Raw genomic sequence first — 22,194 nt, forward strand, 5'->3', positions numbered from 1 at the left:
CATGACTAAAAAACCCACTGAATTAAAGTGGGTTTTTTAATTAACACTAGATGAATTCTGTTTTTATCTCATACTGAGAATATGACACTAATGATTACAATACTTTGGCAATTTCATCTTCAAGATCTTCAGGCTTGGTGGTTGGAGCAAAACGGTTCAATACCTTGCCATCACGGCCAATCAGAAACTTGGTAAAATTCCATTTAATTCCATTACCCAAAATACCTTTGGAATTATTGGTTAAATATCGAAAAATGGCGTGCGCTTCAGGGCCTTTGACGTCCACCTTGGAAAACATCGGGAAAGATACCCCGTAATTCTTCTGGCAAAATTCACCAATCTGTTCATTGGAACCCGGATCTTGACCACCAAACTGATTGCATGGAAATCCCAAAATTTCCAGACCTTGATCTTTATATTTTTCGTAAAGTTTTTCTAATCCTGAAAATTGTGGGGTAAAACCACACTTACTCGCTGTATTGACGATCAAAAGTACCTTGCCTTCATAATCTGCAAGTGGCTTGCTTTTGCCATCTAACAATTCAGCTTCGAACTGATAAATGTTAGTCATGGATAGGTTTCCTCATCATTTTTTTCTTGTGTTTCTAAGTCTAAAGAAGCCGAGTTGACACAATAACGTAAACCCGTCGGTTCTGGACCATCTGGGAAAACATGCCCTAAATGTGCGTCACAATGATGACAAACAATCTCAGTTCTGACCATTCCGTGTGAAGTATCAGGTAATTCTTCTACCACCGAACTGCTGACGGGACGGTAGAAACTTGGCCAGCCACAGCCGCTGTCATACTTGGTCTCAGACGAGAACAGTGGCGTGCCGCAGCAACGGCATACATAGGTGCCATCTTGCTTGGTATTCCAGTATTTTCCAGTAAATGCCGGCTCGGTTCCCTTCTCGCGCGTAATGCGAAACTCCTCAGGTGATAACTCTCTTTGCCATTCCCGGTCTGATTTATTGAGTTTTCCCATGATCACATACCTTTTTATCTTGCTATTTAAAATAGGATAATCCTATATTTACGTGATTCATTTTAAAAATTCTAGTCTTTATTCAACATTTTACAAAAGACATATAATGCCCAAAAAAGCAAAAAGAAAGCAAATATAAAAATAAAAGTAAGCAATTTTTACATTAAATGTTTTTTAGTGAGCAAATTTAATGGTATTCTTAGCTCTAAATTTGCTCAGGATTAAAAAATGTCGCAAAAAAAGAGCGTAATTTTTAAAAATCTGTTGCCTGTGATCAAACAATATCAGCAGCTTGGATTTACGCATGAAAAAATTGTTGCACTACTTCGAGATGAACATGATCTCGATCTAGTCACAACTGAGACATTTAAAAGTTATTTATATCGTTATGCAAAAGTGACCTCCACTCCATCCGAGAACATCAAAATGCCGAACACTTTCCAATCCCCTCGCGAAATCAAGAAATCATCCAAGCTTGATCATGTTTGCTACGACATTCGCGGACCTGTGTTACGAGCGGCCATCGAGATGGAAGAAGCTGGTCACAAAATTATTAAATTAAATATTGGTAACCCTGCCCCATTCGGTTTTGAAGCACCACAAGAAATTATCAACGATGTGGCTTTAAACCTGCCGAATGCGATTGGCTACACGGATTCCAAAGGGATTTTCCCGGCGCGTAAGGCGATCTGTCAGTATTATCAGCAAAAAGGCATTCTAGATATGCACGTCAATGACGTCTATATCGGTAATGGTGTGTCTGAACTAATCGTGATGGCCATGCAGGGTCTGCTGGATGATGGCGATGAAATGCTGATTCCAATGCCGGATTATCCACTCTGGACGGCAGCAGTGAATCTGTCTGGCGGTACAGCGATTCACTATAAATGTGATGAAGAAAATCACTGGTATCCAGATATTACTGACATGGAAAGCAAAATCACGCCAAATACCCGTGGTATTGTGATTATTAACCCGAATAACCCGACCGGTTCGGTTTACCCACGTCATGTGTTGCAGCAAATCGTCGACTTGGCCAAGAAATATGACCTGATTTTATTTGCTGATGAAATCTACGACAAAATTATTTACGATGGAATCGAGCATGTTGCTGTAGCAGCTCTGGCTGGCGATCAGCTCTGTGTTTCGTTTAACGGTTTATCTAAAGCCTATCGTATTGCTGGTTTCCGTTCCGGCTGGATGGCCATTACCGGCGATAAAGCACGTGCCGCAGACTATATCGAAGGTTTGGATATGCTGGCATCGATGCGTTTGTGTGCCAACCATCAGGCTCAATATGCGATTCAGACTGCACTGGGCGGTTATCAGTCAATTAACGACCTAATTCGCCCAGGTGGGCGTTTATATGAACAGCGCAATATTGCCTGGGAAATGCTGAACGAGATTCCAGGTGTATCTTGTGTCAAGCCTGAAGGTGCAATGTACTGTTTCCCGAAACTGGATCCGAATGTGTATCCAATTCAGGACGATGAAAAACTGATGCTGGATTTGTTACGTGCCGAGAAAGTGCTTCTGGTTCAAGGTACAGGCTTTAACTGGCCAACACCGGATCATTTCCGTGTAGTGTTCCTGCCGGCTGAAAATGAACTGCGTGAAGCCATTACCCGTGTTGGCCGTTTCCTGGCCAAGATACGTTAATTCTTGAAATAGACAATATAAAAAACCGCGTTGAGACGCGGTTTTTTATTTCTATGAAAAAATTCAGGCTTTTGATTGATGAAATCTTAAAAATCTTACCGGTTTCTTTGAGCAAATTTCTGCACTCAATGGTTTCTTTTCAGGCAATTTTTCCCTTTATTATGAAGATTCATGTTATTTTTTGACCAAACATAAAATTCCATGAGTACACGGATGTCCTCAAACACAATCAAGCTCAGCCTGTTTCTCTGTCTTAGTATGTGCTTGGGCATTGGCATTCTTCGCTTTTCTTATACCGCACTGTTACCTGGCACACGCGAAGCCTTTGGCTGGAGTACAGATTTTGCCAGTCTCTTGGGCAGTGCCAATTTGCTGGGTTATTTAATCGGTGCATTTACGGCCATGCGTCTGCCTCAAGACCGCAGCATGAGTACCTATATTCAAATTTCAGCCTTTGCCGGTATGCTCAGCCTGATGTGCTGTGCATTTTCTGGTTTTTCTGAAGTATGGTATATCGCTTGGCGGATTATTTCCGGGATCAGCGGTGGACTGATGATGATCTTATCGCCGAGTGTGGTTGCACAGTGCTGTGAACTTCAAGACCGTCTTAAAATCAACTTTATTGGTTTTAGCGGAATTGGACTAGGCGTTTTAATTGCGACCCTGTTTCTGCCTTATCTGGATCAAATTTCCATACAGACGGCCTGGCTAATCTTATGTGGTTTTGCTTTGCTTATCTGTATCGTTTTAAGTTTACTGATTCAGAAATTTAAGCCGTATTTGTCCGCACAAGCCCCTTCGGTTATCTCTACTCTATCTTTGAATAGCGTCTTTTATAGTTTATTGACGGTTTACGCCTGTAGTGCTTTCGCCTATATACCACATTCACTCTTCTGGATTGATTATTTAAGCCAGCAGTTGGGATTGAGCTTGTTCTGGATTAATTTCAACTGGATTCTGTATGGACTAGGTAGTGCTTTAGGCGCCTTGAGTGCTTATGCACTGGCCAGAAAATGGGGTAATTTTGCTGCCCTGAAAATTCTTTATAGTCTTTATATTGTGGCTATTTTTATTGCAACCCTAGATGCCAGCCCATTGCTTACTTTTAGCTCTTCCTTTTTTACCGGGATGCTAAATCCGGCTGTGGTGTTCCTGACCTCCTATACCATTTTGCAACTGTATGGACTGGCTTATAAAAAGCTCTGGAGTATTGCCACCTTGTGTTTTGCCTCGATTCAGCTAATCGGTGGGCTCAGTTTTAGTGCGCTGCAATATTTTGGATTGAGCTATCATCAACAGTTCATACTGGCCACATTTGTTCTTTTATTAGGAACGTTACAATTGTTCTGGTACACACGTCCTGTCAGACTCAAATCTGAACAACAAACTCTGCCAATTTCTGCTCATGGAGAAGGGACTAAATAAGGATAAGGATTGGTTGCTCCTTGCCCCCCTAAATAAATCCCATAATGTAAATGCGGCGGGGTATTTTTGGCATTACCTGTATTCCCCACATAAGCGATGACTTCACCTGCCTCAACCCAGTCGCCTTCCTGAATATGTTCTGCATAGTCATCCAGATGTGCATAATAATGTTGGCTCATATTTGGACCGGTCACCCAGATAATTTTTCCACCCAGATTATTGGTGCCAATCCTACGCACAATACCTGGGGTCGCGCTAAATACTGGCGTACCGCGTTTGGCAAAAATATCCGTACCTTCGTGTTTACGACCGTCACTACGCGCTGCTCCCCAAGTATCATTAATCTGACCAACTCTGACGCCTTCAACCGGAATCTGTAGCGGAGCTTCTAACTGGGCTCTCTGTAATTGCCAATACAGATAAGGGCTTTTCCAACCTGCTGCTTCACCTGAAGGCGGTGGCTGACAGGCAGTTAGTAGAAAACCTATAGATAACAGTAAGCTTATAATCCGAAGAAATTTCACCAATATTCGCATTAAATTAAATAGATGACTTTTATCTTAATCACAACCGCCTAATTTAAAGTCACAATCCTGTTATTTTTAGTGATGATTTTATACAAGCGTTCAAATAACAAAACCCTCAAATGAGGGTTTTGTTATTTTAGGTGGATAGGAGATTATCTACGTTTTTTAGCACGAGATGGTTTCGATGGTTGTTGCTGTTGTTGCTGTTGCTGCTCTTCATTCTGAGCATTGTCCTGCTTGTCTTTTTGTTGGACCTGCTTATGTCTCGCTTTAGCTTTAGCCATGATTTACTCCTTTGGAGAAACGTCTCTATATCACTGGAAGTTCCATTCCTCACTCTAACGTTTATACAAAATAAGCCAATCGCTGAGCTGTATCCAAATACGTCAATGTAATACAGTCTTTACTAAGTTATTCAGCTTAGAACGAATCATTTTTAAGCTCATTACACTTCTTACATGATCTTGCAGCCTGATACTTATTTTAACGTTTAGCTTTTATCTGTTCAGACTTTTCCTAAAAATAAAACTATAAAAAAGCCCGCCGTAATTGCGGGCTTTAGCTCATAAATTGCATCGCAATTTTAGGCATCCATATTAGCAATGATCGCTTCACCAAACTCAGAACAACGTAGCAAGGTCGCACCTGGCATCAAACGCTCGAAATCATAGGTCACCGTTTTTGCCGCAATCGCACCCGAAATCCCCTTGATGATCAGGTCGGCAGCTTCTGTCCAGCCCATATCACGCAGCATCATTTCAGCAGACAAAATAATCGAACCCGGATTTACTTTATCTTGTCCGGCATATTTAGGTGCTGTACCGTGGGTTGCTTCATAAACTGCAATCGAACCGCCAATATTGGCACCTGGTGCAATTCCGATCCCACCGACTTCCGCAGCCAGCGCATCAGAAATATAGTCACCATTTAAGTTGAGTGTCGCAATCACAGAATATTCTGCTGGACGCATCAGGATTTGCTGCAAGAAGGCATCTGCAATGACATCTTTAATAATAATATTTTTACCCGTTCTTGGATTTTTGATTTTAACCCACGGGCCACCATCTAAAAGTTCACCGCCGAAACGTTCCAATGCGACCTCATAGCCCCACTCTTTAAATGCCCCTTCAGTGTATTTCATGATATTGCCTTTGTGTACCAAAGTCACACTCGGCTTGTCATTCTCAATGGCAAATTGAATCGCTTTACGCACCAGACGCTGGCTACCTTCTTTGGAGACAGGTTTGATTCCGATTCCACAATTGTCTTCAAAGCGGATGTTGGTTACACCCATTTCTTCTTTCAGAAACTTGATAACTTTTTTCGCTTCCGGAGAATCTGCTTTCCATTCAATACCGGCATAAATATCTTCTGAATTCTCACGGAAAATCACCATGTCGGTCAGTTCTGGATTATGTACTGGCGAAGGTACCCCTTCAAACCAGCGCACCGGACGTACACAGACATATAAATCCAGTTCCTGACGTAAAGCCACATTCAAGGAACGAATACCACCACCGACTGGCGTGGTCAGTGGACCTTTAATCGATATCACATAATCGCGCAGTGCTTCGAGAGTTTCTTCAGGCATATAGGTGCCGTAAATTTTGTCAGCTTTTTCACCGCAGTAGACTTCCATCCATTCGATGGAACGTTTCCCGGCGTATGCTTTTTGCACAGCAGCATCTACCACAGTTCGCATTGTTGGTGTAATATCTGCACCAATTCCATCCCCTTCGATAAATGGGATAATTGGATTATTTGGTACGTTGAGTGACAGGTCTGCATTAACGGTAATTTTGGTACCATCCACAGGTACTACGATTTTTTGATATCCCATTATTAGTATTCTCCCGGATGCCGCTGACAAATCTAAAATAATTGCCAATTAGGCAATACTTTCAACTGTTCTTAACGCATAATATTCTAATCCAGATTTGTTGTTTTTGAGATTTATACGGGAAATAACTCAATTTCCCTTTTAAATAAACCTCTACATTTTTTAAATTAATGTAATTATAGAAGTTATTTCCTATGAAAATCGTCATTCTAAACAAACCTTATGACGTCCTCTCCCAATTCCGTGCGGATGAAAAGCACCCAACCATGGCTGATTTTGTCAACGACAAAGATTTACGTCTTGCGGGTCGTTTGGACATGGACTCAGAAGGTCTGGTTTTCCTCACCGATCACGGTGGTCTCAACCAATATATCACCAATCCTGCCAATAAAAAGTTTAAAACTTATATGGTGCAAGTGGAAGGTGATGTGACCGAAGAAGCACTTGAACAGCTTCGTAAAGGCGTTGAACTGAAAGATGGCATGACGCTTCCTGCACGTGCTGAAAAAGTGTCTGAACCGGAATGGTTGTGGGAGCGTAATCCTCCTGTACGTTTCCGTGCCTCTGTTCCGACGTCTTGGGTTGAGATTTCAATCTGTGAAGGTCGTAACCGTCAGGTTCGTCGTATGACATCTGCTGTCGGCTTCCCTACACTGCGTTTGATCCGTACCAAAATTGGTGAGATTGATTTGGTTCGTATGGGATTGCAACCGGGTGAAACCAGAGAAATTGAACCATTATTATATCCGGACTTCCAGAATGTTCCTGCGGAAGAACCATACCGTTCGCGCTCTTATGTGAAAAAGCCGGGTGGTACTGGTGGTAAGCCAATGGTTCGTAAGAACAAAGATGGTTCTGTGAAAAAGTCTGGCACCAAACGTATCTGGCAAATGGATGAAAGTGAAAAGCCGCGTCGTAAGACCAATGGCACAACTCGTCCAAATACCAAAGCACCACGTGGTCGCGGCCGCGGTCGTGGCTAAGTTTGAATAAATCCAATCAAGCTCACTTCGGTGGGCTTTTTTTATTACATAACTTAAATATTTTTTTATTTTTCAATCTATTAGAATTAATTAAAGTATTCATTTTAATGTGAGTCTCATGAAAAAAATAATTTTCGCTTTAGCTGCGACGTCCCTCTCAACTTTTAGCTTTGCCAATCCGCTGAGTGTGCATGTACTTAATCAAGAAACTGGCCTACCCTCTGCTAATGTCACGGTCACCCTAGAAGCTCAACAAGGTGAGAAATGGGTCAAGCTCAATGAAACCAAGACAGACAGTAATGGTCGTATTAAAGAATTTTATCCTAAAGACACCGCGTTACAAAAAGGCGTTTATAAAGTAACGTTTAAAACGAGTGATTGGTTTAAGGCCAATAATCAACGGACGTTCTTCCCTGAAGTACCGGTAGTTTTTGTGATTGATGGTGCTTTAGAGCACTACCATATTCCGCTGCTATTAAGTTCTTATGGATATTCAACGTATCGGGGGAATTAAACTTCTATATCGACTCTTGAGATATTTGAAATCCTACACGAGGATTTTTTCTAGGTGTAGTGATGGTGAATTTGACTTTAAAATCATATAAATTCCCATATTTATCTTCGTAGCCTATTTTACCCCTTATCATTAACTCCTTGTCTGCAAATAACTTTGTATATTGTTCTTTGAGCAAATTAATTTGAACTCTCTGTTCTTCATTTTTACTAAGACTTATTAAAAGTGATTCATATCTTTTAAAATCCTCATCAAAAAAATATATATTTTTAGCTTCTTCACCATAATTTTTTAAATTTAAATAAATACAAACAATATAAATATCAAAAACATCAATAATATTTCCATCATTATCACGATCTTCGTACCTATCTTCGTGTTCAAAAAAAGTAGTTCTACTTAAATTTAACTGAGGTCGCACTGCTTTTCTTGCTGATTTTAGCTGTTGTTCTTGTAAAGAAACTAAATTCGTCTGTTGTTTAACACTTTCCCGCATCTCATCAATCTGAAGTTGTAATGCTTTTTCCTGTTGCTCTAATGCTTTTGTATTTTGCTCTAACTGTTTACCTTGCTGAACATAACCTAAAATCAGCCAGAGAAAAGCAATTGGCGCAAATATTCCCGCTAGAAAATCTCCAAGTTCATTTAATGAAGTAGGCGAACTCAATCCACCAAACATCCAAAAAGAAGTAATTACAGCAAGCCAAATTACTGTTATTCCAATTCCCCAATTTAAACTATTTTGATTCATCTTCTAATAATAAAAAACCCATACCTAAATATAGGTTTTACATGCTTTTTCTTATGTGTGCAAACAAGATTTTTAACTCTTCCCTCTTGTCATTCTGACTATCCGATGGTATTTATGATTCATATAATTTATATTTTAAAATAAAAAGTATCCTAAAAAGGAGTTTTGCAATGGATCAGCAAGTCAGCCAGATGTTTAATCAGGACCGGTTAATTCAGCATCTTGGTGCTCATCTGGTTTCTTATAACCACAATTATGCAAAGATCGAATTAAAGGTGACTGAACAGCATTTACAGGGTCATCAAACCTGTAATGGTGCCGTGATTTTCGCACTGGCAGATGCAGCTTTTGCAATTGCCTGCAATACTGGTGAACATCCGGCGGTTGGTCAACATTGTGGTATTCATTATTTAAAACCGGGCTTGCTTGGTGACACACTGACTGCTGTAGCAGAACATAAGGCGAGCAGTGGCCGTAGTGGCATTTATGATATTCAGGTGATGAATCAAAATAATCAAATCGTGGCGGAATTCCGTGGCACATCACGACTGATCATTAAATAATTTTTTCTCAAAATTTAATGCAATAAAAAACCGGTGACGATGCACCGGTTTTTTTAATTAAGAATAATTATGGCTTTAAGCTTTAAGCCATTTCTCAGCTTTAGCCGGATCTTCCACTTTCAGTTCAACTTCGGTCAGTTCAGAACCCGCAGCTTGAACCTCGAAGGTCATCAACTCATCACGACGGAATGCATACACTGTAAAAGTACCTTGCTGTTTTGCATAGCTTTCAACAAGCTTAGTCGTTGCCTTTAAACCATCAATTGCAATAATGACATCATTGGCAGAAAGGCCAGCGAGCACAGCAGCACCCTCACGACGCGCAGATTGAACCAGCACACCTTCCGGCTTATCTGCCAGTTTTAAACCGAATGGCAAAGACTTGTCATTTTTCAGGCTATAAGCCATACCAAACGCAGGGAAAAGCTGATCCAATGGTAATTCGTCTGTGGTATTGATCAAGTGATTGATCTGTTCTGACCAATCATCTCCTGTCAGCTCTTTGCATAATTCAAAGATCGTTCGTTCATGTACCTGAATACCTTTCTGAGCGTTTTCATACAAACGACGCATCAAGGCATCCAGACTTGAACCGCGTAAACGCAGACCTAAGTCTAGGCACAATGCAACTAAACAACCTTTGTTGTAATAGCTGGTACCCGCATTATTCGAGTTTTCATCCTGACGATAGAATTTCACCCAGGCATCAAAACTGGATTCAGACACTGACTGAATCGCACGCCCTGGATTTTGTAAATAACGGTCAATCTGTGCTTTTAACAAAGCAATATACGATTCCTGATTAATCACGCCACTGCGCAGCAAAATCAAATCATCGTAATAAGAGGTAAAACCTTCAAAGATCCATAACAGAGAGGTATAGCCTTCTCTGTTTAAATCATAGTTAACAAAGTTTTCAGGGCGAATGAATTTCACCAACCAGGAATGGAAATATTCATGGCTACATAAGCCGAGGAAACGCTGATAATCTTTCGACGGTTCTTCAGGTTCATTGGCTTTCGGCAAGTCATCACGCGGTGAAATCAGGCTGGTAGAATTTGGATGCTCCAGACCACCATAGCTATTGCCGGTTGCCATGGTCATAAAGGTATAGTCTGTAAACGGCGCCGAACCAAACATTGAAATTTCTGTAGCACAGATTTTTTCAATGTCCTGCTGCATACGCGCCGCATTCATCGTGTGTTTGCCTGACACCACAAACTCATGCGGAATACCATTTGCTTCAAAACTGAAACGGGTTTGTTCTGCTAATTCAAATGGTGCATCAATCAGTTCTGCATAATTTTTGGCTTTCAGGGTGAAACGGCCTTTGACCAGACTTTTGGCTTGCATGCCGGTTGCCAGCTGAAAATGCTTTAATTCATCTGGCAGGAAGATTTCCAGTTCAATTTCTTTATTTTCCTGACCTTCTAGCCCCAGACATGCACAAGCCGGGTTCACGTAGAGACGATTTTGATCCACATATGCACCACGAACGGACAGGTCATAGGCATAGACATCATATTCCACTGTAATCAGTTCATGATCAGTATTGAACAAACGCCATTTGTTCTTTTCAAATTTCTGGATCTGTAACTGGCGCCCATCCTCATCATAAGCTTTGACCGCTTCAATGTGCTTGGAAAATTCTCGAATCAGATAGCTTCCCGGAATCCAGGTCGGTAATGACAGGACTTGGGTAGGGTCCGCAAGAAAACGAACAGTCACGTGAATAAGATGCTGACGATAATCGTCAAATTCAATTTGATAATGCAACATAATGAACGATATAAAATTAAAATAAATGAGATATAGCTTAGCTTAGCATTTTTTAAGCCAGTATGGTTTAGCTGTCTTATTTGTCTACATTTACGACTAGCTATCTGTATAAAAAAGGCATAGCATGCGTGAAAATTAAATCGTTCAACACCCGCCGGGTTATCAAGGAACACCATTGAAATACATCATCTCACTGATTGCGGTTTTCAGTTTATTTATTTCTGCATTTTCACATGCTGCCCTACTCAATATTGTGCCTGAAAGCGTTGAAGCTGAAGCCTGGACCATTCTGGATTCACAGTCTGGTCAAGTCATTGCAGAGCACAATGCCGACGTTCAGCGTGCTCCGGCTTCGCTGACCAAAATGATGGTGGCTTATATTGCCTTAAAGGAAATTGAGGCCGGAAAATTAAATAAAAATGAAGTGTTAACCGCGACCTCTGTGGTTAAAACCGTGATGTGGGATGAGTCACAGATGTACCTGAAAGAAGGTGATCTGATTTCAGTCGATCAGCTTCTGGCGGGCTTAATTATCATGTCTGCCAATGATGCCGCGGTGACGCTGGCTGAGAAAATTTCGGGTGGTATTCCGCAGTTTGTTGAACGTATGAATCAGGAAGCCAAAGCACTGGGCATGCAACATACCAATTTCCAGAATCCGGCCGGTATTACCATGCCTGAGCATTATTCGACTGCCGCCGATTTAACCAGACTGTCTATGGCGGTGGTGAATGAAACTCCGGATTATCTGTATTATTCAAAGCAGCCAAGCTTTACCTACAATCAGCATTTTCATCGTGCGACCAACCGTGTGCTTCAGGTCGATCCTACAGTAGATGGTTTAAAAACCGGTTTTACCCGTGCAGCGGGCTATAATCTGGCGCTGACAGCCAATCGCGTCACAGCAGATTTTGAAATGCCAAATCGCCGTCTGATTGTGGTGGTACTGGGTACTAAAAGTGCAGCAAAACGCGCTGAAGTATCACATAAGCTGATGAATCTGGCTTATACCTATACCCGCAATGAGGTAGCGATCAAAGATCAACAGCTACTGGCTGAATTGCCTGTGATCAAATCCACCTTAAAAATGTTTAAGGTACAAACCAAACAACCGCAGATCATTACCACTTCTTTATATGATCAGGGCTACAGTATTGACCTGAATCAGTTTGACCAGGCGCATCAGCGTGTCATGCTGAATACTGGTGATGGCGTTTTAAAAAGTATCGAGCCACTTCAGGAAACTCAGACTCATATCAATGTTGAAGTGAAGGCTTCTGAACTTATTGCGCCTTTGGCCACCATGATGCCTTTGGCCACCATTCAGGTTTATCAGAATAATCAGTTGATTCGCACCATTCAAATTGAAGATCATGTCGAAATTGAAGAAGCCAACCTGTTTCAGAAATTCTTTAGCTGGCTACAAGGCTTGTTCAGTTTGTTTTCAGACAATACGCCAAGCGTAAAGCTTTATCCTTTAGATAGATAATCTACATCTCAAGTAACTTCCCTTTAAGCTAGAAGATCTCCTCTCTGATCTTCTGGCAGATTTTCCTTTCTTCCTGCATCACGCCCTCAAGACAGGGAAACTTACCTGCCCTCACAGAATTGCTACGTTTTGTAATGTGTATAACAATTTTAATCAAGACGCGTTTTAGCGCATGCCATAGTATATTTTCTCTCTATTTCTCTTATTTTTATTAAAAAAATAAACAGGTTAATCATATATGACAGCACATAAAATCGTGATTGTGGGTGGTGGTGCCGGTGGTCTGGAACTGGCGACTCAGCTGGGTGAGAGCTTGGGTAAAAGCGGTAAAGCCCGGATTATTCTGGTCGATCAAAAATTGACGCACATCTGGAAGCCACTGCTGCATGAAGTTGCTGCGGGCACCTTAAATCCACATGAAGAAGAAACCAATTATTTTGCTCATTCAGCCGCACATCATTATGAATTTGTCTTGGGCACATTTACCGGTCTGGATCGTGAAGCGAAACAGATTGTGGTCGAAACAGAATATTTCTCCAAAAAATCCCAATCCAAAAAAAACCAGCGCATTGACTATGACACACTGGTCTTGGCTTTAGGTTCTACCTCGAATGACTTTAATACCGAAGGCGTCAAACAGTTCTGTCATTTTCTCGACAGCCGTCCACAAGCTGATATCTTTCAGCAGGATCTGTTGCATCTCTACCTGAATGCTCAACATGAAGCTTCGAGCCGTGAACTGAATATCGCGATTATTGGTGCCGGTGCGACTGGAGTGGAACTGGCAGCCGAGCTGGTAGAAGCCAAACACAATTTCTTTAAATATGGCTTGAACAAGGTCGATCCAAATAAAGTCAAAATTACCTTAATTGAAGCGGCAGATCGTATTCTGACTGCCCTTTCTCCTAAAGTTGCCGAACATACCATGCAACAACTGGAAAAATTTGGCATTGAAGTCCTGACCAATCACCGCGTGGCCAAGGTCGATGAAGACAAAATTTATTTTACAGATGGCTCAAGTCTGGATGCCGAGATTAAAGTCTGGGCCGCAGGCATCAAAGCACCTGAAGTTTTGGCACAACTGCAAGATATGGAAAAGGATAATATTCATCGCTTGAAAGTCTACTCCACCCTGCAAACCAAATCTGATCCAGACATTTTTGCTTTTGGTGATTGTGCACACTGCCAACCTGCTGCAAATGAACCAGTATTGGGCCCACGTGCACAAGTGGCCAGCCAACAGGCCAATTTTCTGGCCAATGCCTTAAAAGCACGTGTCAATGAAGAAAACTATTTACCGATGTTTAAATTTTCTGACAAAGGTTCACTGATTTCCTTAAGCCAGAATAAAGCCGTCGGCGAGTTGCTCGGTCAAGTGAATGTTCAAGGCTTTGTCGCCAAGTCAATGTACGTTTCCTTATACCGAATTCATCAAGCGACTATTCATGGTTATGCGCATGCGGGTATTCTCACCGCAAAAGATTTTGTTACACGAAAAATTTCCCCAAAGCTGAAATTGCATTGAAATTCCAGAATTTGACCCAATCAATGAAAAAATCGTCAACAAAATTGTCAAATTGCGTTTTTTTGCTAATTTTAGTCTACAAAAATGCAATTTCACTTTATGATGTACCCTTAAAAAATTGAATGGATCAATTAACATGACTGCTATTGCAAATAACCTCGTGGTTTCTTTCCACTACACATTGACTAACGCAGAGGGTGAAACTCTCGACCAATCTCAAGGTGAACCACTTGCCTATTTGCACGGTGCAGGTAACATCATCCCAGGTTTAGAAAATGCGTTAGAAGGCAAAACTGTAGGTGAAAAATTCACTGTAAATGTTCCTGCTGCTGAAGGTTATGGCGAATACAACCCTGACCTAGTTCAAGAAGTTCCTGCGCAAATGTTCCAAGTCGTAGACAACATTCAAGCAGGTATGCAGTTCCAAGCTCAAACTGATGACGGCGTGCAAATCGTAACTGTTAAAGCAGTTGAAGGCGACAATGTTGTGGTTGATGCTAACTTTCCACTTGCTGGTCAAGACCTGACTTTCGAAGTTGAAATTGTATCTGTTCGTGAAGCTTCTCAAGAAGAATTAGATCACGGCCACGTACACGGTGTAGGCGGTCACCAACACTAAGATCTTCTGATCTTGAGTGAAAAAAGGCAAAGTCTGACTTTGCCTTTTTTATTGCCTGAAAATAGCCCGTAGAATATTAACCACCCAATTAGCTATAAAAAAAGCAGAGCCATTGCCCTGCCTTTCCAATCCGATCAAGATCTCCTTTTACAGGATGATCAGTGGATTATTTTTTTTGGTTATAAATCTGCATCGCTGCTGGCAACTGTTGACGCATTTGCCCAATACGCTGGCTATTCGATGGATGCGTAGACAGGAAGGTTGCACCACTGCCGCCACCGAGTTTGTTCATTTTTTCCCACAAGGTAATGGCTGCATTCGGGTTATAACCTGCGCGCGCCATCAGCATTAAACCGCCTTGGTCAGCACGGCTTTCCAGATTACGCGAGTATGGCAAGCCAATACCGATCTGACTACCCAATTGTGCGGCTGCAGCGCCACCTTGACCCACACCTGCTGCATTCAAGCCAATACCCAAGGCCAGATCAGTCAGGGCCTGAGCACCGATTTTCTGCTTAGAATGCTCTTCTAAAGCATGCACCATTTCATGACCCATAATTGCTGCAATTTCAGCATCGGTCAGATTCAGTTTATTTACAATACCCGTATAGAATACAACCTTACCACCTGGCGCAACAAAGGCGTTGACCTGGTCAGATTTGAGCACAGCCAATTGCCACTGGAATGCTGTACCGGTTTGATTCATCTGGTTAGCAACTGGTTTCAAACGGTTAAATACATTATTAATCCGTTTATAGGTTGCTGAACTGGTATCCAGTTGACCTTTATTACGCGCATCATTGACCATGGCATTATAGCTTTGGCTCGCAGATGCATTTAAGGTCGCAGTATCTGCCCCTGCCATATCGGCAATGGTGGTACAACCTGATAATGTTACGACTGTAGCAGCCGCCATACTCAATAAAAGTTTATTCTTCATTATAATTTACTCCGCCTTGGCTCAAGGGCAATTTACATTGTAAAAATTATAAGTGAAAGCGCGCAGCAGCTAAACGCTTAATTCATTCATCTTCTTATAAATTATGTAATTTTTAAGCCAAATACTGTATCGCCAACCAATAAATCAGACAAATAATATTGAGGCCTAGGTAAACCTGACTAAGTGGTTTGATTTTCTGTTCAAGCATTTCGTCTTTACGTTTGAAATATAAAAAAGCATTTTGCAATAAAATAATAGGTACTAATACACAGGCGATAATGACACTCAGACCAATCAGCGCCGCATAAATCACCTCAGGATTTTGAGTTTGCGCACGAATAATCATCATGGCCAATGTTGGCGCCCCACCCATCGCGAATAACAATGAATAAAACATGGTCGCCGATATATTTTTTTGCATCCTGCTGCTCATTTTTCTTTCTTTATATACCGCTATGTTAAAGCACATCACGCCACATTGCCGATGCAACTTTAGTCTTGAAATAGCTGCATAAATTCAGCATATAAAAAAACCCATCCGGAGATGGGTTTTTATCATTCAAGCTTTAATCAAATGAAGATTAAGCATCAAACGGGTGGCGAAGAACAATGGTTTCTTCACGGTCTGGACCTGTTGAAATGATGTCGATTGGACATTCAATCAATTGCTCAAGACGTTTTACATAGTTCAGTGCAGCTTCTGGCAACTGATCCAGTGATTTCGCACCGAAAGTTGACTCAGACCAGCCTGGCATAGTTTCGTAAATCGGTTTTAAAGTTTCGAATGCAAGCGCATCAGAAGAACCGACACAACCAGAATCTGCAGCTTCATAACCGACACAGATTTTAACTTCTTCTAAACCGTCAAGAACGTCAAGTTTAGTCAGGCAAATACCAGAAAGTGAGTTTACGTCAACTGAACGGCGTAGAATTTCAGCATCGAACCAGCCACAACGACGTTGACGGCCAGTAGACGCACCAAATTCATTACCAATCGTACCGAGGTGTTTACCAATCGCATCACCTGTGTCATTTGCAGCGTCATACACCAACTCAGTTGGGAATGGACCTGCACCTACACGCGTGGTGTACGCTTTGGTAATACCCAGTACATAGTCAAGGTGTAATGGACCCAGACCTGAACCAGAGCTTACGCCACCAGCAGTGGTATTCGAAGAAGTCACATACGGATATGTACCGTGATCAACGTCAAGAAGTGAACCTTGCGCGCCTTCGAACATGATGTTGTCACCGTTTTTACGGTAGTTGTGCAATTCAGTGGTCACGTCCACAACCAGTGGCGCAACAACTTTACGCCATTCGTCGCAAAGTGCCAGCACGTCTTCCAGTTTAACTGCTTCAACACCGTAGTATTCAGTCAGCTGGAAGTTATGGTAGTCCAGAAGTTCAGTTAACTGAGCAGTAAGATGTTCACCACCACGTACCAGGTCAGCAACACGTACTGCACGACGCGCTACTTTGTCTTCGTATGCAGGACCGATACCACGACCTGTCGTACCAATCTTCGCATTACCACGTTTTTTCTCACGCGCCTGATCAAGTGCGATGTGGTTCGGAAGAATCAATGGACAGTTAGGAGAAATGCGTAAACGTTCTTTAACAGGAACGCCTTCTTTTTCAAGAATGTCCATCTCTTTGATGAGCGCTTCAGGAGAAAGAACAACACCGTTACCAATTAAGCACAATACGTTTTCACGTAAAATACCTGATGGAATGAGGTGTAAGACAGTTTTCTTACCACCAACCACAAGAGTGTGACCTGCGTTATGTCCGCCTTGATAACGAACTACCGCTGCCGCTTGATCTGTGAGCAGGTCGACGATTTTACCTTTACCTTCGTCGCCCCATTGGGTACCAAGTACCACAACATTCTTGCCCATAATAGCCTCATTACATCATGCTGTTAAAGTTGAAAGCCCCGCTCAGCGACATGAACACTGAGCCAAGCAGTTAAATCGTTTTGACTGTCCACTCACCATTCGCATTCACCAGCTGGTGCGTTGCATATGGAATCGAGTTTAAATCATCATTACCCAGTAACTGAATTACACTTAAGCCTTGTGCACGAATGTTCTGAATCGCATTCAGAAGTTCTGCATCAGTGCCTTTAGGTGCAACCACGACCTGTACCGCATCAAACTGACCTGCGCTTAAAGCATATAAGTCACAAGAGAAACCGGTTGCCGGACGCGCGCGGCCAAAATGTTCACCAATACCATCATAACGGCCACCTTGTGCCAGTGCAGCGGCACGGTTCGGCGCATAGACTGCGTACATCAGACCAGTATGATAATGGTATGAACGTAATTCAACCACATCAATACCAATACTCAAGTTTGGCCAACGGGTTTGAACTTCATCTTTGGTGGTTTGCAAGACATTAAAAGCCTGCGTGAATGCTGGATTCGCCAACACTTCAGCACTTAAATGCGCTTGCAATGCATCCAGGTCGCTGGCATAGCGTCCAAGGGCATAAAAATCATGACCAAATTTCAGGTCTGCCGTGAATTCTTCTAATTCTGGCAGCGCCTTACGCTGGTATAAGTCAGATAATTGCTGTTCAGCGACTTTGTTCAAGCCGGCTTGAGCCACCAGACTGCGGAATAAACCTACATGACCTAAGTCCAGATGGATGCCATCTGCCAGACCTGTCTCCTGAATCAGACTGATCATCAAGTCGACCATTTCGACATCGGCATCAATGCTGTCTGAACCAAAGAGTTCTGCACCCAACTGTAGTGGCGCACGCGAGGTATTAAAGCCGCGAGGCTTGGTATGCAGAACGGTTCCTGCATAACAGTAACGTGCAACACCTTCCACTGGATGTACATGCGCATCAATACGAGCCACTTGTGGTGTCATATCGGCACGCACACCAAGCAAACGACCAGAAAGCTGATCGATTACTTTAAAAGTGGCTAAGTCTAAATCTTGATTCGATTCTGAGAGAGAAGATAGAGATTCGATGTATTCAATGAATGGCGTGTACACCAGCTGATAACCTCGAGATGCAAGGAAATCCAGTGATTTACGGCGCAGACTTTCAATAACTTGCGCTTGTTCTGGTAATACATCAGCTACACCATCAGGTAATAACCATGTCTCTGAAATGGGCATGTTGTAAACCTAAATTCTTGTCAGCGCGGAACGAATCCGCATAAAAAAATCGGGAGCACACCCGATTTCTCCTAGTCTAGCACGATAGTTTTGGCTGTGCATCGCAAATTTTATAATTTTCGCTACCTGATGAAATCAACAACAATTGTGTCAACTATCAGCGTTTTAATGCACATTCAAAACAAATAGCATGAAAAAGTCAGGCATTAAACCAAAGGCAATGCAGTGGTACTTTTGACCGTTTGCAATGGAATTTCAGTTTTTACACTTTGAATGCAGGGAATTTGGGTTAAATGGTGAATCTGAAATTTACGATAAGCATCCAGATCAGCCACTACAATTCTTAGAAAGAAATCACAATCGCCCGCCATTAACTGGCACTCGACCACCTCTGGCATTTCCTTGATCGCTTCGACAAATTGATCGACCACAGCAGCTTCTTGAGACTTGAGCCAGACGCGTGCAAACACGCTCATCGCCAAATTGACCTTTTGTGGATTCAGCAGTGCGACATATTGCTCAATCACGCCATCATCTTGCAGCTGTTTTACCCGTCTTAAACAGGGTGACGGTGACAAGCCAATTAATTGAGCCAGTTCATTATTTTGCAGTTTTCCATTCTTTTGCAGCTCATGCAAAATGCGTTTATCTATTTGATCCATGTCTATGCCTTGGCATTTAAAACCCCTTAAATTTAATTTAGCGCAATTTAATTTCAAATAAAACTCAAATCTCTTTCACTACAACAGCAAATAGCCTGAATATCGCCATAAAATATGGTCTAGTTTTGCAGTACCCAGGTCATTTCCATGCTTTTGTTCAGACAAAGCACCTCAGCAATAGTTGCCCCTACCGATTTCAGTGAATTTCAACGTGGCATGAAAGATTCTATTCCCATGCTTTTAGGGATTATCCCCTTTGCGCTGGTGTTGGGTGCGACGGCAGTACAGAAGAATTTCAGCTTGCTCGAAGTGCCTTTACTGACAGGATTAAACTTTGCCGGCGGTTCTGAATTTGCCATTCTGGAAGTCTGGAGCAGTCCACCAAATTTACTCATGCTGATGTTCATTACCTTTCTGGTAAATAGCCGGCATCTGTTGATGGGCGCCAGTTTGATGCCGTATTTAAAGCATCTTCCGAATCGTAAAGTTTTTCCGGCGCTGTTTTTTATGGTCGATGAAAGCTGGGCACTCGGTCTGGCTGATGCACAAAGGAAACAGGCGCAACTGGGTTATCGTGCTGCGTTTAGCATGCCTTATTATGCCGGCCTGTGTTTTTGCCTGTACTTGATGTGGGTCGGATTTACCACACTCGGGGCCATGCTTGGACCTGTATTAGGCGACATCAACCGTTTTGGTTTTGATATGGCCTTTCCTGCTGTATTTCTGGTGTTACTAAGAAGTATGTGGAAAGGTTTTGAGGCTGCCCGGCCATGGCTGGTCAGTTTAGTCTGTGCGGCTTTGGCTTATTTATATTTACCTGCGGGCTGGTATGTGCCGATTGGCGCCTTGTCTGGAATCACTTCGGCATTTTTCCTGATTCAAGAGGATCAAGCATGATCCAGATAAATACCTTGGTGGCCATTATCCTGATTGCTGTGACCACCTATTTAACCCGGCTCTTGGGCTATGTCTTATTAAAAAATAAAACGCTGACACAGCGCCAGCGAAAAATTCTGGAAGTAGTTCCCGCCTGCGTGCTGATTTCAGTGATTGCGCCTTATTTTGTACGCGACCATCCGGCAGACCTGATTGCCTTGGCTTTAACGCTATTTGCCGCTACACGTTTTGGATTATTACCGACCGTCGCCATCAGTATGGTTTCTGCTGCAATTTTAAGAATTTTAATAATCTAACGCTAGAAAAACCCCTTTAAATGATCTCTAAAGGGGTTTTGTTTATTTCTGTGGATCAACCACTTTGGTCAGCAAACTGACCAGTTCGGCATTTTGCAATTCAACCTGCTGAAGTTTGGCTGTGGTCTGATCCAGCACTTCCTGCTGCACATGCATTTTTTTGGCTAGATCCTGCATGATTTCCAGGGTCTTTTTTAAATTTTCTTCCAGATGCACGATTTTTTCTTCGACTGGCACGCCTTCCACGCTACGTGGCTCATCACTCTGATTAAACTGCAGCCAGATCAGAAAAATTACCGCCAAAGTCAGCAGTATAATAAATCCCCAAACCACCATCATGTGCTTGCTCTTATTTCATTTTATTGTCTTTATCTTAACGAAAAATGCTGCAGATAACGTAAATAATTCAGCCTCAATTCCTGATTTTCGAACAATTACCGGCAAATTCTCTTAAAACATGGCTTGCAGAATATTTATAGGAAAGAAAAAAGCACCGTGTCTTGGTGCTTTTGAGGTTTAGATAACCCGAACTTAATGAAATGATTCACATAAATCCAGTAGACGGTTGGCATAGCCCCACTCGTTATCGTACCAGGCAAAAACCTTAGCTTGATGCCCGACCACCAGAGTCTGGGTCAGATCAACAATCAGTGAATACGGGGAATGATTAAAATCACTCGATACCAAGGGCTCGTCCGTTACCGACATAATTTCGGCAAAATCCTGCCGGGCAGCCTTAATCAGAACTTCATTTAACTTGTGATCGGTAATCGGCGACTGGGAGACAAAGGTCAAATCAATCGCGGCCACATTAATGGTTGGCACCCGAATCGAATAACCATCAATACGATCTTCCATTTTTGGCATGACACGCTTTAAGGCACCGAGTGCGCTCGAAGTGGTTGGAATGATGTTATGGCCCGAGGCACGTGCACGTCGCAAATCACGATGTGCATGATCCAGTACCGACTGATCCGCCGTAACAGCATGGATTTCGGTCATCAGGGCGCTACTGATGCCAAATGCATCATCAATAATTTTGACCAGTGGCACCAAAGCCTGCGTAGTACAAGAAACACTGGAAATGATCTGGTCCGATGCTTTGACTTCATGATGATTGACACCATAGACAATTGCGGCATCGACCGTATCAAAAGGTGCCGCGCCAATAATCACACGTTTCGCCCCTGCGCCAATATGCTGGGTCGCGGCTTCACGAGAACGGAACAGTCCAGTACATTCAAGCACTACATCTACCGCCAGGTTTTGCCAAGGCAACTTAGCCGGCTGCGACTCACACAAAACCTGTACTTTTAATGCAGCATCTTGATAGCTGATATGCATATAGATATGTTCAGCATCATAGCTGAGATCCACCTGCCCCGGAAAACGGCCATGGGTCGAGTCATATTTAAATAGATGGATCAGGGTTTCAACATCGGCAATATCATTAATGGCAACGATTTCAAAATTAAAATCTTTCGGATTTTCAAACCATGCGCGCAGTACATTCCGTCCAATACGCCCAAATCCATTGATTGCCACTCGTTGCATGACTCGACCTTTTATATGCCTATTTTAAAACTCTTCTATGTTAAAG

The 22,194-nt window shown here is 42.4% G+C and carries 24 protein-coding genes; 10 read left to right on the plus strand and 14 right to left on the minus strand.

Going from position 1 to position 22,194, the window contains the following annotated elements; all coding sequences use genetic code 11:
• Positions 1-94 precede the first annotated feature (94 nt).
• Together MTX11_RS05800 and msrB are read right to left on the minus strand one after the other, a co-directional pair.
• Positions 95-571, minus strand: coding sequence for a glutathione peroxidase (locus MTX11_RS05800; RefSeq protein ID WP_004278946.1), 477 nt, complete (start codon positions 569-571; stop codon positions 95-97).
• On the minus strand, positions 568-987 hold the full coding sequence (gene msrB / locus MTX11_RS05805) for a peptide-methionine (R)-S-oxide reductase MsrB (protein ID WP_004645533.1): 420 nt from the start codon (positions 985-987) through the stop codon (positions 568-570). The genes MTX11_RS05800 and msrB overlap by 4 nt, the downstream gene beginning before the upstream one ends.
• Positions 988-1,215: 228 nt before the next feature.
• Here msrB and MTX11_RS05810 point away from each other — a divergent pair, with 228 nt between their 5' ends.
• Both MTX11_RS05810 and MTX11_RS05815 read left to right on the plus strand, forming a co-directional pair.
• Entirely contained in the window at positions 1,216-2,646 is a 1,431-nt protein-coding gene (locus tag MTX11_RS05810) for a pyridoxal phosphate-dependent aminotransferase (RefSeq protein WP_243474610.1), read from the plus strand.
• Positions 2,647-2,859: 213 nt separating this feature from the next.
• Positions 2,860-4,071, plus strand: coding sequence for a YbfB/YjiJ family MFS transporter (locus tag MTX11_RS05815; protein WP_243474611.1), 1,212 nt, complete (start codon positions 2,860-2,862; stop codon positions 4,069-4,071).
• On the opposite strand, the gene MTX11_RS05820 is transcribed toward MTX11_RS05815, so the two are convergent.
• From MTX11_RS05820 to icd, 3 genes are all read right to left on the minus strand, one after another.
• The gene (locus tag MTX11_RS05820; protein WP_004278950.1) at positions 4,050-4,607 is read right to left on the minus strand and encodes a M23 family metallopeptidase; all 558 of its coding nucleotides are present in this window, start codon (positions 4,605-4,607) and stop codon (positions 4,050-4,052) included. The genes MTX11_RS05815 and MTX11_RS05820 overlap by 22 nt on opposite strands.
• Positions 4,608-4,750: 143 nt before the next feature.
• Positions 4,751-4,882: a hypothetical protein gene (locus tag MTX11_RS16595; RefSeq protein WP_004645538.1), complete on the minus strand. Its 132-nt coding sequence runs from the start codon at positions 4,880-4,882 to the stop codon at positions 4,751-4,753.
• Positions 4,883-5,181: 299 nt separating this feature from the next.
• A complete protein-coding gene (icd, locus tag MTX11_RS05825; protein WP_243474612.1) occupies positions 5,182-6,438 on the minus strand; it encodes an NADP-dependent isocitrate dehydrogenase in 1,257 nt (418 codons plus the stop codon).
• Between the two features lie 194 nt (positions 6,439-6,632).
• Between icd and MTX11_RS05830 the strand changes: the two genes are divergently transcribed.
• Both MTX11_RS05830 and uraH read left to right on the plus strand, forming a co-directional pair.
• The gene (locus MTX11_RS05830) at positions 6,633-7,421 is read left to right on the plus strand and encodes an rRNA large subunit pseudouridine synthase E (protein WP_004731551.1); all 789 of its coding nucleotides are present in this window, start codon (positions 6,633-6,635) and stop codon (positions 7,419-7,421) included.
• Positions 7,422-7,539: 118 nt separating this feature from the next.
• On the plus strand, positions 7,540-7,935 hold the full coding sequence (uraH, locus tag MTX11_RS05835) for a hydroxyisourate hydrolase (protein WP_005103576.1): 396 nt from the start codon (positions 7,540-7,542) through the stop codon (positions 7,933-7,935).
• Positions 7,936-7,939: 4 nt separating this feature from the next.
• Here uraH and MTX11_RS05840 read toward each other — a convergent pair whose 3' ends face one another.
• A complete protein-coding gene (locus MTX11_RS05840; RefSeq protein ID WP_243474613.1) occupies positions 7,940-8,686 on the minus strand; it encodes a hypothetical protein in 747 nt (248 codons plus the stop codon).
• 170 nt (positions 8,687-8,856) lie between these two features.
• On the opposite strand from MTX11_RS05840, the gene paaI reads away from it, so the two are divergent.
• Entirely contained in the window at positions 8,857-9,249 is a 393-nt protein-coding gene (gene paaI, locus MTX11_RS05845; RefSeq protein WP_219309006.1) for a hydroxyphenylacetyl-CoA thioesterase PaaI, read from the plus strand.
• 75 nt (positions 9,250-9,324) lie between these two features.
• Here paaI and MTX11_RS05850 read toward each other — a convergent pair whose 3' ends face one another.
• The gene (locus MTX11_RS05850) at positions 9,325-11,028 is read right to left on the minus strand and encodes a M61 family metallopeptidase (RefSeq protein ID WP_243474614.1); all 1,704 of its coding nucleotides are present in this window, start codon (positions 11,026-11,028) and stop codon (positions 9,325-9,327) included.
• A 175-nt stretch (positions 11,029-11,203) separates the two neighbouring features.
• Here MTX11_RS05850 and MTX11_RS05855 point away from each other — a divergent pair, with 175 nt between their 5' ends.
• The 3 genes from MTX11_RS05855 to MTX11_RS05865 all read left to right on the plus strand — a co-directional run bounded on the left by MTX11_RS05855 (position 11,204) and on the right by MTX11_RS05865 (position 14,661).
• Entirely contained in the window at positions 11,204-12,517 is a 1,314-nt protein-coding gene (locus MTX11_RS05855) for a D-alanyl-D-alanine carboxypeptidase PBP6B (protein WP_243474615.1), read from the plus strand.
• Between the two features lie 238 nt (positions 12,518-12,755).
• On the plus strand, positions 12,756-14,042 hold the full coding sequence (locus MTX11_RS05860) for an NAD(P)/FAD-dependent oxidoreductase (RefSeq protein WP_243474616.1): 1,287 nt from the start codon (positions 12,756-12,758) through the stop codon (positions 14,040-14,042).
• Positions 14,043-14,178: 136 nt separating this feature from the next.
• Positions 14,179-14,661: an FKBP-type peptidyl-prolyl cis-trans isomerase gene (locus MTX11_RS05865; protein ID WP_243474617.1), complete on the plus strand. Its 483-nt coding sequence runs from the start codon at positions 14,179-14,181 to the stop codon at positions 14,659-14,661.
• 166 nt (positions 14,662-14,827) lie between these two features.
• Here the strand turns inward: MTX11_RS05865 and MTX11_RS05870 are convergent, their stop codons facing one another.
• From MTX11_RS05870 to MTX11_RS05890, 5 genes are all read right to left on the minus strand, one after another.
• Entirely contained in the window at positions 14,828-15,601 is a 774-nt protein-coding gene (locus tag MTX11_RS05870) for a M48 family metallopeptidase (RefSeq protein WP_005106510.1), read from the minus strand.
• A 112-nt stretch (positions 15,602-15,713) separates the two neighbouring features.
• Positions 15,714-16,022 carry a hypothetical protein gene (locus MTX11_RS05875; RefSeq protein WP_180086952.1) on the minus strand — a complete coding sequence of 103 codons (309 nt, stop codon included), beginning with the start codon at positions 16,020-16,022 and terminating at the stop codon, positions 15,714-15,716.
• Between the two features lie 160 nt (positions 16,023-16,182).
• Positions 16,183-17,502, minus strand: a complete 1,320-nt coding sequence (locus MTX11_RS05880) for an adenylosuccinate synthase (RefSeq protein ID WP_004278963.1) — start codon at positions 17,500-17,502, stop codon at positions 16,183-16,185.
• Positions 17,503-17,572: 70 nt separating this feature from the next.
• Positions 17,573-18,739, minus strand: coding sequence for an ATP phosphoribosyltransferase regulatory subunit (locus MTX11_RS05885; RefSeq protein WP_243474618.1), 1,167 nt, complete (start codon positions 18,737-18,739; stop codon positions 17,573-17,575).
• Positions 18,740-18,945: 206 nt separating this feature from the next.
• Positions 18,946-19,401, minus strand: a complete 456-nt coding sequence (locus MTX11_RS05890; protein WP_243474619.1) for an Lrp/AsnC family transcriptional regulator — start codon at positions 19,399-19,401, stop codon at positions 18,946-18,948.
• A 147-nt stretch (positions 19,402-19,548) separates the two neighbouring features.
• Here MTX11_RS05890 and MTX11_RS05895 point away from each other — a divergent pair, with 147 nt between their 5' ends.
• Together MTX11_RS05895 and MTX11_RS05900 are read left to right on the plus strand one after the other, a co-directional pair.
• Entirely contained in the window at positions 19,549-20,298 is a 750-nt protein-coding gene (locus MTX11_RS05895) for an AzlC family ABC transporter permease (protein ID WP_243474620.1), read from the plus strand.
• Positions 20,295-20,594: an AzlD family protein gene (locus MTX11_RS05900; RefSeq protein WP_243474621.1), complete on the plus strand. Its 300-nt coding sequence runs from the start codon at positions 20,295-20,297 to the stop codon at positions 20,592-20,594. Before MTX11_RS05895 ends, MTX11_RS05900 begins: the two co-directional genes overlap by 4 nt.
• Before the next feature lie 42 nt (positions 20,595-20,636).
• Here the strand turns inward: MTX11_RS05900 and MTX11_RS05905 are convergent, their stop codons facing one another.
• Both MTX11_RS05905 and MTX11_RS05910 read right to left on the minus strand, forming a co-directional pair.
• Positions 20,637-20,933, minus strand: coding sequence for a hypothetical protein (locus MTX11_RS05905; RefSeq protein WP_004278968.1), 297 nt, complete (start codon positions 20,931-20,933; stop codon positions 20,637-20,639).
• Positions 20,934-21,125: 192 nt separating this feature from the next.
• Complete coding sequence (locus MTX11_RS05910; protein ID WP_243474622.1) at positions 21,126-22,148, minus strand: type I glyceraldehyde-3-phosphate dehydrogenase; 1,023 nt, start codon at positions 22,146-22,148, stop codon at positions 21,126-21,128.
• Between the last annotated feature and the right edge of the window lie 46 nt (positions 22,149-22,194).

Source organism: Acinetobacter lwoffii, assembly GCF_022809915.1.
GTDB classification, from domain to species: domain Bacteria; phylum Pseudomonadota; class Gammaproteobacteria; order Pseudomonadales; family Moraxellaceae; genus Acinetobacter; species Acinetobacter lwoffii_M.

Coding starts and splice junctions, on each gene's coding strand:
- MTX11_RS05800 (WP_004278946.1), bottom strand. CDS start 571: ATGACTAACATTTATCAGTTCGAAGCTGAATTGTTAGATGGCAAAAGC.
- msrB (WP_004645533.1), bottom strand. CDS start 987: ATGGGAAAACTCAATAAATCAGACCGGGAATGGCAAAGAGAGTTATCA.
- MTX11_RS05810 (WP_243474610.1), top strand. CDS start 1,216: ATGTCGCAAAAAAAGAGCGTAATTTTTAAAAATCTGTTGCCTGTGATC.
- MTX11_RS05815 (WP_243474611.1), top strand. CDS start 2,860: ATGTCCTCAAACACAATCAAGCTCAGCCTGTTTCTCTGTCTTAGTATG.
- MTX11_RS05820 (WP_004278950.1), bottom strand. CDS start 4,607: ATGCGAATATTGGTGAAATTTCTTCGGATTATAAGCTTACTGTTATCT.
- MTX11_RS16595 (WP_004645538.1), bottom strand. CDS start 4,882: ATGGCTAAAGCTAAAGCGAGACATAAGCAGGTCCAACAAAAAGACAAG.
- icd (WP_243474612.1), bottom strand. CDS start 6,438: ATGGGATATCAAAAAATCGTAGTACCTGTGGATGGTACCAAAATTACC.
- MTX11_RS05830 (WP_004731551.1), top strand. CDS start 6,633: ATGAAAATCGTCATTCTAAACAAACCTTATGACGTCCTCTCCCAATTC.
- uraH (WP_005103576.1), top strand. CDS start 7,540: ATGAAAAAAATAATTTTCGCTTTAGCTGCGACGTCCCTCTCAACTTTT.
- MTX11_RS05840 (WP_243474613.1), bottom strand. CDS start 8,686: ATGAATCAAAATAGTTTAAATTGGGGAATTGGAATAACAGTAATTTGG.
- paaI (WP_219309006.1), top strand. CDS start 8,857: ATGGATCAGCAAGTCAGCCAGATGTTTAATCAGGACCGGTTAATTCAG.
- MTX11_RS05850 (WP_243474614.1), bottom strand. CDS start 11,028: ATGTTGCATTATCAAATTGAATTTGACGATTATCGTCAGCATCTTATT.
- MTX11_RS05860 (WP_243474616.1), top strand. CDS start 12,756: ATGACAGCACATAAAATCGTGATTGTGGGTGGTGGTGCCGGTGGTCTG.
- MTX11_RS05865 (WP_243474617.1), top strand. CDS start 14,179: ATGACTGCTATTGCAAATAACCTCGTGGTTTCTTTCCACTACACATTG.
- MTX11_RS05870 (WP_005106510.1), bottom strand. CDS start 15,601: ATGAAGAATAAACTTTTATTGAGTATGGCGGCTGCTACAGTCGTAACA.
- MTX11_RS05875 (WP_180086952.1), bottom strand. CDS start 16,022: ATGCAAAAAAATATATCGGCGACCATGTTTTATTCATTGTTATTCGCG.
- MTX11_RS05880 (WP_004278963.1), bottom strand. CDS start 17,502: ATGGGCAAGAATGTTGTGGTACTTGGTACCCAATGGGGCGACGAAGGT.
- MTX11_RS05885 (WP_243474618.1), bottom strand. CDS start 18,739: ATGCCCATTTCAGAGACATGGTTATTACCTGATGGTGTAGCTGATGTA.
- MTX11_RS05890 (WP_243474619.1), bottom strand. CDS start 19,401: ATGGATCAAATAGATAAACGCATTTTGCATGAGCTGCAAAAGAATGGA.
- MTX11_RS05895 (WP_243474620.1), top strand. CDS start 19,549: ATGCTTTTGTTCAGACAAAGCACCTCAGCAATAGTTGCCCCTACCGAT.
- MTX11_RS05900 (WP_243474621.1), top strand. CDS start 20,295: ATGATCCAGATAAATACCTTGGTGGCCATTATCCTGATTGCTGTGACC.
- MTX11_RS05905 (WP_004278968.1), bottom strand. CDS start 20,933: ATGATGGTGGTTTGGGGATTTATTATACTGCTGACTTTGGCGGTAATT.
- MTX11_RS05910 (WP_243474622.1), bottom strand. CDS start 22,148: ATGCAACGAGTGGCAATCAATGGATTTGGGCGTATTGGACGGAATGTA.